This is a genomic window from Cyclonatronum sp., assembly GCF_022565315.1.
Lineage (GTDB): Bacteria > Bacteroidota > Rhodothermia > Balneolales > Cyclonatronaceae > Cyclonatronum.
Window position 1 is genome coordinate 1 of record NZ_JAIUMX010000149.1, and the last position, 7,406, is coordinate 7,406.

5 protein-coding genes are annotated in these 7,406 nt (G+C 49.4%); all 5 read right to left on the reverse strand.

All coding sequences use genetic code 11. The annotated features are described in order from the left end of the window. A partial coding sequence (locus tag LAT75_RS14580; RefSeq protein WP_291483414.1) for a BPTD_3080 family restriction endonuclease occupies positions 1-3,041 on the reverse strand: 3,041 nt, incomplete at its 3' end. Positions 3,042-3,450: 409 nt separating this feature from the next. Beyond that, on the reverse strand, positions 3,451-4,485 hold the full coding sequence (locus LAT75_RS14585; protein ID WP_291483415.1) for a macro domain-containing protein: 1,035 nt from the start codon (positions 4,483-4,485) through the stop codon (positions 3,451-3,453). 74 nt (positions 4,486-4,559) lie between these two features. Further along, complete coding sequence (locus tag LAT75_RS14590; RefSeq protein ID WP_291483416.1) at positions 4,560-5,060, reverse strand: DUF4433 domain-containing protein; 501 nt, start codon at positions 5,058-5,060, stop codon at positions 4,560-4,562. Between the two features lie 1,520 nt (positions 5,061-6,580). Then, positions 6,581-6,913, reverse strand: a complete 333-nt coding sequence (locus LAT75_RS14595) for a type II toxin-antitoxin system RelE/ParE family toxin (protein WP_291483417.1) — start codon at positions 6,911-6,913, stop codon at positions 6,581-6,583. Beyond that, positions 6,910-7,143 (reverse strand): hypothetical protein, encoded by a 234-nt coding sequence (locus LAT75_RS14600; protein ID WP_291483418.1) that lies wholly within the window; start codon positions 7,141-7,143, stop codon positions 6,910-6,912. The genes LAT75_RS14595 and LAT75_RS14600 overlap by 4 nt, the downstream gene beginning before the upstream one ends. Between the last annotated feature and the right edge of the window lie 263 nt (positions 7,144-7,406).

The following is a 7,406-nucleotide window of genomic DNA, read 5'->3' on the forward strand; positions in this document are numbered from 1 at the left end:
GAAACCATCTCATCAAAAAAGCTTTCGACCTTTTCCTTGAAATCGCTCTCGATGGTGTAAACGTCGCGAAACTCTGCGAAAGCCCAGCGGCCGAATTCGCCGAGATTGTTCACCCCCGGTACCCAATAGGTATCCATCGTGAGCTTTTTTTCTTTGGCATCTTCGCCGCGGTAGCCCTTGATTTCCACAATCAGGTTCAGCGGATTTTCGGGGCCGTGGCCGTCATCAATTTGCACAATAAAATCAGGGAGGTAGGTCCGCTTTTTGCTGCCAAACAGATAGGGTACTTCCAGGCCGAGGTTGTGGTTTTTTACATAGGCCAGCACTTTGGGATGTGCTTCGGCAACCCGGCAGAACTCGGCCTCCCAATCGCTGTCGAGGATCACCCAGTTCACGTGGCAGCGCTCAGGCGAGCTTTCCCAGCGGTCTTTTTTGGAGGTGCTGAAGTTTACAAAGCGGCTTGAACTTTTCGGGTTGAAAGGGGAGAGGATGGCGACAATCTTCCGGCCTTTTTGGGTTTCTGACTGATTGATGGCAGCCATGATTTTATTGCAGGCCATTTCAGCCAGCTCCCGGTACAGGAGCTGTGCCGGCCAGGTGTCGCTCTTACATACCAGGTAGTTATCTAACCATTCTTTGGTGATGCGCTTGAGCTGACTGAACAAGTGCGTAGGCGGGTCCTGCCCCTGCTCGCGGTATTTGTTGTTCATCAGATAAACCGCAAGGTGGAAAATCAGGGTCGATTTGCGGGTATCTTTAAGATGCTCTACAGTGAGGGTTTCCTGCTCCCCGATGATGCCGGAGTTTTGGGTATTTGTGGCGCTGACAATTTTCGTTGTGAGCACCAGCTCAGAATCTGCGGTAAAGGATGCGGTGAGGCGATCCTGCGGAATTTCGGTCCGGTACCCCGCCACATTCGGGAAGCTGATTTCGAGATGGTCGCGGTCGGGGCGCACGGCCTTAACGCGCACGGTATCCGGCGGCGGCTGCGGCGGCTGAACGTGCGGCTTGGCGGCGAAATCGAAGGGGATACCGAATACATCGGCATATTCGGCTTCGAAACGGCCTTCCTCATTCAGCTCGTACGACTGACGCCGGAGTGCACGGCCGATAACCTGCTCACACAGCAGCTGCGTGCCGAAAGCCCGCACGCCCAGCACGTGGGTCACATTGTTGGCATCCCAGCCCTCGGTGAGCATAGAAACCGAAACCACACAGCGGATGGATGCGCCCAGTCGGCCTTCTTTGCCAACGGTGTTCATCACCTCGCGCAGCACCTCCTGATCGGTGAGCTTATCTGCCGCCTGCGCATTGCCGGTACGCTCCACCATTTCCCGTTTAAACAGGTCGAGTGCCCGGGCATTCATCTTCCTGAAATTGTCATCAAGGGCCTCACCCGATTCAAGCTGCTCACTGTCGATCAGCAGGGTTCTCGGCTGCGGGAACGGATGTCCGTGCTCATTAAAATTCCGGAACAGCTCCAGCTTTCCTTCAACGGGCATGTGGCCATCATCGGTCTCTTTTTCATAGCCCGAAACATAGTCGTACACAAGTTTCGAGGTTGCGGTGTTGTTGCATACAATAATGAAGCAGGGAGGCACCCTGATGCCGGACTTCTGCCAGACTTCAAACGTCTTTTTGTAATGACCGTACAGCGCCTCAAGGGCGGTTTGGAGTTTCAGGGGGATGCTCTCGGGGTCGAGCGATTTACCGCTGCCGCGCCCCTTCTTGGGCAGGTCTTTACCGATATGGCGCCAAAGATCCCGGTTCACGGGCAGATCCTGCCCCGGAAGGTTATCAGCGATTGGCACCCGCGGCAGTTTCACGATACCGCATTCAATGGCATCCATAAGGGAGAAATCGCTCATGGTCCAGGGGAAGAGGGTTCCTTCGGCATAACCCGAGCCCCGCAGGAAGAAAGGAGTTGCCGAAAGGTCGATCACTTTTGTTGGGCCGATACGACGCTTCACCATTTCGATGCCGCTTATCCAGAGGCGGGCGGCTTCGTTGTTTTTCTTGGCCTCCTGCTTGTCATCGCCCTTCAGGCGGTCAATTTCGGCATCGCTATCAACAGGTTTCTCGCGATAGCAGTGATGGGCCTCATCATTGATGACCATCACCTTTTTGAGGCTCATCAGCTCCGGCATCACCCGCTGAATCATTTGGCCCTCTGTTTCAAGGGTTTTGATGTCTTCCCCGCGCTGTCCCTGAAGCAGCGAGCGGCCGGCACGGGAAACCTCAAACCGCTCTCTAAGCTTGAAGGCATGGTAGTTGGTAATCACAATCCGCGCGCGTTCCAGATCCTGCATCATATCAAGCGGAACCAGCTCCCGGCTTTTGTAATAGCTGTCGGGGTCGTTAGGCTGCAACACCCGGAGGCGGTCTTTAATGGTGATGCCCGGGGCAACAATCAGAAAGCCACGCGTAAAGCGATCGCTGTTGGGCCTGCGTAGGGCATTGATGGTTTGCCAGGCAATGATCATGGCCATAACCGTAGTCTTTCCCGCACCGGTAGCCAGTTTCAAAGCGATTCGCAACAGTTCCGGGTTGGCATCCTCATTAGCCCCTTTGATATGATCTAAAAATTGTTTGCCTTTTTTCCCGGCATTTGGTGCCACCTCGGTAAGCCAGATCAGGGTTTCAACTGCTTCAACCTGACAGAAAAACGGACGGTAGCCCATAAATTTATGATGTCGCCAGTGTTTGAGCAGCCGTGCCGTTTCCGGGGTAACCTGCCAATCAGCCGAATTAGATAGGGCGCGCCATTCATCGACCACTTTCCTGAGGCCGTTAATGACGGGCGTAGGGTCGTACTGAATTTCTTCGTTGGAAAGGCCCTCGATCTCATCAAAAGCAAGCCTGCCCTGCTTTGAACCGTCTTTTCTTTTTTTAGCTTTAGGGATGGGGGTGATGAGCTTCGACTCCCTCCGGAAAGGCAGGGTTTTGTGCGTAGGCTGTCCGTCATCGTCAAGTTCCCAGTGCTTCGAGGGGTACTCGTAAGGTGAGTTCAGGATCGGACGCTTAAAAAACGATTCGCTCATCAGAAAAGAGGGCTAATTGGCTGAATAAATGACAAAAATGCACAAAATTTAATACCGCTGCGCCAAACAATATAAGAAAGCCCAATGCCGGATTGCCAAAAATAAATGTGAGGTTTTGGAAATGCGGCGGGAGGCTAAGCACCCCGTTAAAGCGGAATTATGGCGAGGCAGATGGCAGGTGGATTTTGTGGGTTGGTGCGGGGTGTTCGCAGATTATTTTAAACGGGCCTGAACGGTCAGGTTTTTGCTACGTGCCCGGCAGAAAAACGCTGCCTCCAATTCCCGAAATGCATTCTTAGACCCTGATCGAAGGTGTGATAAATACTCCCTAAAGGCTTTAAATCTCAATTAGCCCCCGCCGGGGGAATAAGAGCCAAAGTAGCAGTTTGCTTAGTTTGTGCTGAAATGACTAAACCAACTGCTTTTTAATATTCTGCAATGCGATTTCTACAAATCTCTGATTTTCGGACAAAGTCCTTTTTCTGTTATTCCAGGTTTTCATTTCCGCTAAAATTTCATCTGTATGCGTAGCTTTTTTATCCTGCTTAATAAAATCAACGGTAGATAATAGCTCTAAACCGTAGGTAGAGTAAAAACCCGAAAGGAACTGCTTGGTGTCAGCTACAATTTGTTTATAAGCCGAATGTTCAGGGAGGTCCAAAAATGCAATTACTTCCTTTTCAGCATCCATAATTAAACTTAGCTCCTCAAAAGGTTTTTTGTCCTTAGAGCTGTAACCCATAATGTAACTGCCATTGAGGTGGTACAGTACATGGCGGACTTTTCCTGAATACGGGCCATAAAAGTTGGGCTTAAATTCGAGTTTAAATGCATCATGCGCACCAAAGCGCTGTAGAAAGTAAGCTACTTTCTCCGCTGCAAACTCGGATACGAATTCTCCGTTACGAACCAAATCATACAAAACAGCCAGCATCATGGCGCGGGCAGGCGTGAGTTTTACCCGTTCGCTTTTCATTATTTCCCTGATTTCAGCATTGGGTTCATACAGGTATATGTCGCAGTTTAAATGTTGTAAGGCATTTACAATCATTGGCTTCACTCTATTCCAGTCAAGCCCACCATTGCCGGCTCCAAGAGGAGGAATGGCGACAGATTTTAAATTTCGATTCCGGATTTCAGATTTCAGTGCTTCTAATCCTTTACTGATATAAGAGTACTCGGAGGGCAGCTTCCAGTTGGTCTTAGTAGGGAAATTGATGATGATTTTTTTCCCTTGCAGCAGAGATTCCTCCTCCGTTATGAGTAACTGACCAATCTGAAGCGATTTGTTAGCACAGGCCGCTTTATAAATTTTGTAATTGGCCGGAAATTGATTCCGGAACTGCAGGGCAATACCTTTCCCCATTACACCTACGGTATTGACGGTATTTACGAGCGCTTCAGCCGGGCTCTCTAATATATTTCCTGTGAGGAAGTGAACCATATTTAAAAGTAGTGTTTCTTGTCGGTAACGATTTGGGATGATTTAACGCCCCAATCCTCAAGTCGCTTGCGGGCTTAATTATTGTACACTACAAATCCAAGAATAGCAACCGCCGGCAGGTCGCTTAAAACTAAAAATTCAGCTTCTTTTCTCCTTTTTTTATCAAGGTCGTTATCATCTTTCCAATACCTCGCCCGGATTGCTTCAAAATCGAGCAGCTGTTTAATACGGGGTGTGTCTTCTTTTCTAAAGACGGAAGAAAAAGAATCTACAGCATGTCCGTCTGTAAAAATATAATCAAGGTCATACGCAATAACTTTTCCTACCGAGCTGATACAATAAACGATTAGTTCGGGCGAGATGGCGGGTACTCCATTAAAACCGTTTTGAATAACGTAGAGCATAGGCATTCGGCTACTAAAGTAAAAAGGTATATAATCGGCCAATTGCCTGCCATTTGGCAACATATGATAAGTACGGGCTGAAATAAGGGAGCTATCTCCAATCGGCGTGAAATCTGGGTTTCTGTCCGGTGAATTCCGATGGGTTATACCGAATCGCAGAATATGAGGCACATTTCAATGTGTGTCATTCTGTACAGATAAATTTTATTCAAGTCAGTCATTATCGCGTATTTCGGTGACGTCGCTATACAATTGCTTTGGGTTTACAGTATTAAGGTAGCTGTTATTCGAAGAATCAGCGCATATCAGAATTTAAGCAAGATGCCAAAAAGACAACGGTCTTATCTTCATGTAAATTAAAGCAGCAATCCACCATAAGCCCTCATTGATGGCACCCGAATTTCCCCGGGCTATTTTAACCGGAAGGCTGTGGTGAGATCGAAACCGGAGTCGGTACGGCAGAATGCGCGCTACCGAACAAATCCCTGACTTTACAGCCCCTTTTGGTATTGCCCGCACAAAGGTGAAGCAGCGCAAAGAGTAATTTGTTAAATAAAAACTGAATGTAAAAAAAACGCCCTTTTTCCCAATCAGAAACCTGCGTTTAAACGCCGTTTAACGGGGGGATAAGAGCTCATTAAATCCGGGTTTGCTCTGTGTTTGGTCCGTGTTTGCTTCGGGGGAAGTCCGCATATTTTACAATACACATCCTCCGGGTGGCACCAAATTGCGGACGTGGTACAAGGATGGGTCGGATTGACCGGGGACGGAAGACCGCAGACCGCAGACCGCCGACCGCGGGCGGAGGAAAAAGAACTGCGTGCCAGGATTCGAATCCTGCAACACGGCCCGGTTCATGCGATTCGGGGCTTCAGCATACTCTTACACGTATTGCGGCCAGGAACCCGCCAAGCCACGGAAGCGCCCCGGTTGGGGCGCGAGCTTTTAGCAAATCCGCAGCCTCCGTCAACCCCAACAAGCCCGGCGCGGCCAGCCGCGCCGCATGCTGCCCCGGCACCCGTGTCATCCTGAGCGAAGCCGAAGCGAAGCGGAGGCGGAGTCGAAGGATCCCCCGATCCAGGCCCCGAAACCCAAAACCAGCTCGGAACAAAAAGCCCCTCTCCTGAAGAGCATTTCAATCAGGCATCGAGGTTCTTTTCAGGAGAGGGGATGGGGTGAGGTCTGCCGCAATAATGGCACGCGGATTTTGCGGATCGGGTCGGATATACACGGATTTTTTTGCGAGCCAGACCTGACAGGTTTTCAAAACCTGTCAGGTCTTTGCAGCGATGCAGAGACGAAGTATCACGGGATGAGATTCCACGTGGGTTTCCCGGATCGGCCAGGAATTTGCGGTGATGTTATTTCGCGGATATACGACAAACCTCCAAGGTTTCAAAAACCTTGGAGGTTTTTTCCAGCATCCTGGCCCCGGACGAAGCCAAAATTATGCAGCAAACCCGCAGCCTCCGTCAACCCCAACACCCCCGGCGCGGCCAGCCGCGCCGCATGCTGCCCCGGCACCCGTGTCATCCTGAGCGCAGCGCAGCGTAGTCGAAGGATCTGGCAAATCATGCTACGAAAAACCTCCAGGGTTTCAAAAGCCTGGAGGTTTTTCCGAATTAAAAAGAGGTGTTCAGAGTGGGGAATTCACCGGAGTCCGTGTGTTCAACCCCTTCAATTTAAGCACCTTAATTATCCTGGAATTGTCTCAGTAGTTCTTCGAGTTCACTTTCGGCTATGGTACTTTTTTGAGACTTATCATAGATATACGACAGGTAAACTGCGGTCTCTGTGATTTTTACATAAGTTATGACTCTTGCACCAGCCGATTTGCCTTTTCCTTTTGATGATATCGAAAGTCGGACTTTATAAAAACCTTTACCAAGGGGAGTGCCGATAACCGGGTTTTGGCTCAGCTGATCAATCAGGATGGCGAGGTCCTTTTTCAGGGACGGATATTTTCTCCCAAGCCTTTTTGTTTGCTTTTCAAAAACGGGAATCGAATAAACCTCGAAACTCATAGGGAGTCAAGTAATTCCTTTGCGAGCCGTGCTTTGAGTTTCCCTTCATCTATCAGTTTTAGTTCTGATACAGACTGTTTTAATTCGGAAATAAGCTGTTCACGGTCGGGGTCACCATAATCAAACTCTTTCAAACCCGTAAATTGTTTTTTGAGCTTTTCCCAATCATCAATCGGAATGTAAATGCCTTGAGCTTTTCCCTTGCTGTCTTTAATCACTTGTACTTGCATGATTTGATGAGCTAAGTTAATGATGGGTAGGAGTTAAACGACCCGAAACTTGCAGGATAATTATTGCTTCCTAAGGTCAGTTGGAACTGAGTTTTGAAGTATAAATATAACAAACGTTCAGATAAATACCCCGATCCCCCCCCATCACCCGCGCTTCCGAAAGCTCACCGCAATGCCGGCGATTGCGGTTAGCAGCATGAGGAGGTTGAACCAGTCACCGTAGCGGGCATAGAAGGTGAGGCGGGTGGAGGTGGGTACCTGCA

What these genes read in the sequence shown, in the direction of transcription:
- LAT75_RS14600 (WP_291483418.1), bottom strand. Translation starts at nt 7,143, where the DNA reads ATGCAAGTACAAGTGATTAAAGACAGCAAGGGAAAAGCTCAAGGCATT.
- LAT75_RS14595 (WP_291483417.1), bottom strand. Translation starts at nt 6,913, where the DNA reads ATGAGTTTCGAGGTTTATTCGATTCCCGTTTTTGAAAAGCAAACAAAA.
- LAT75_RS14585 (WP_291483415.1), bottom strand. Translation starts at nt 4,485, where the DNA reads ATGGTTCACTTCCTCACAGGAAATATATTAGAGAGCCCGGCTGAAGCG.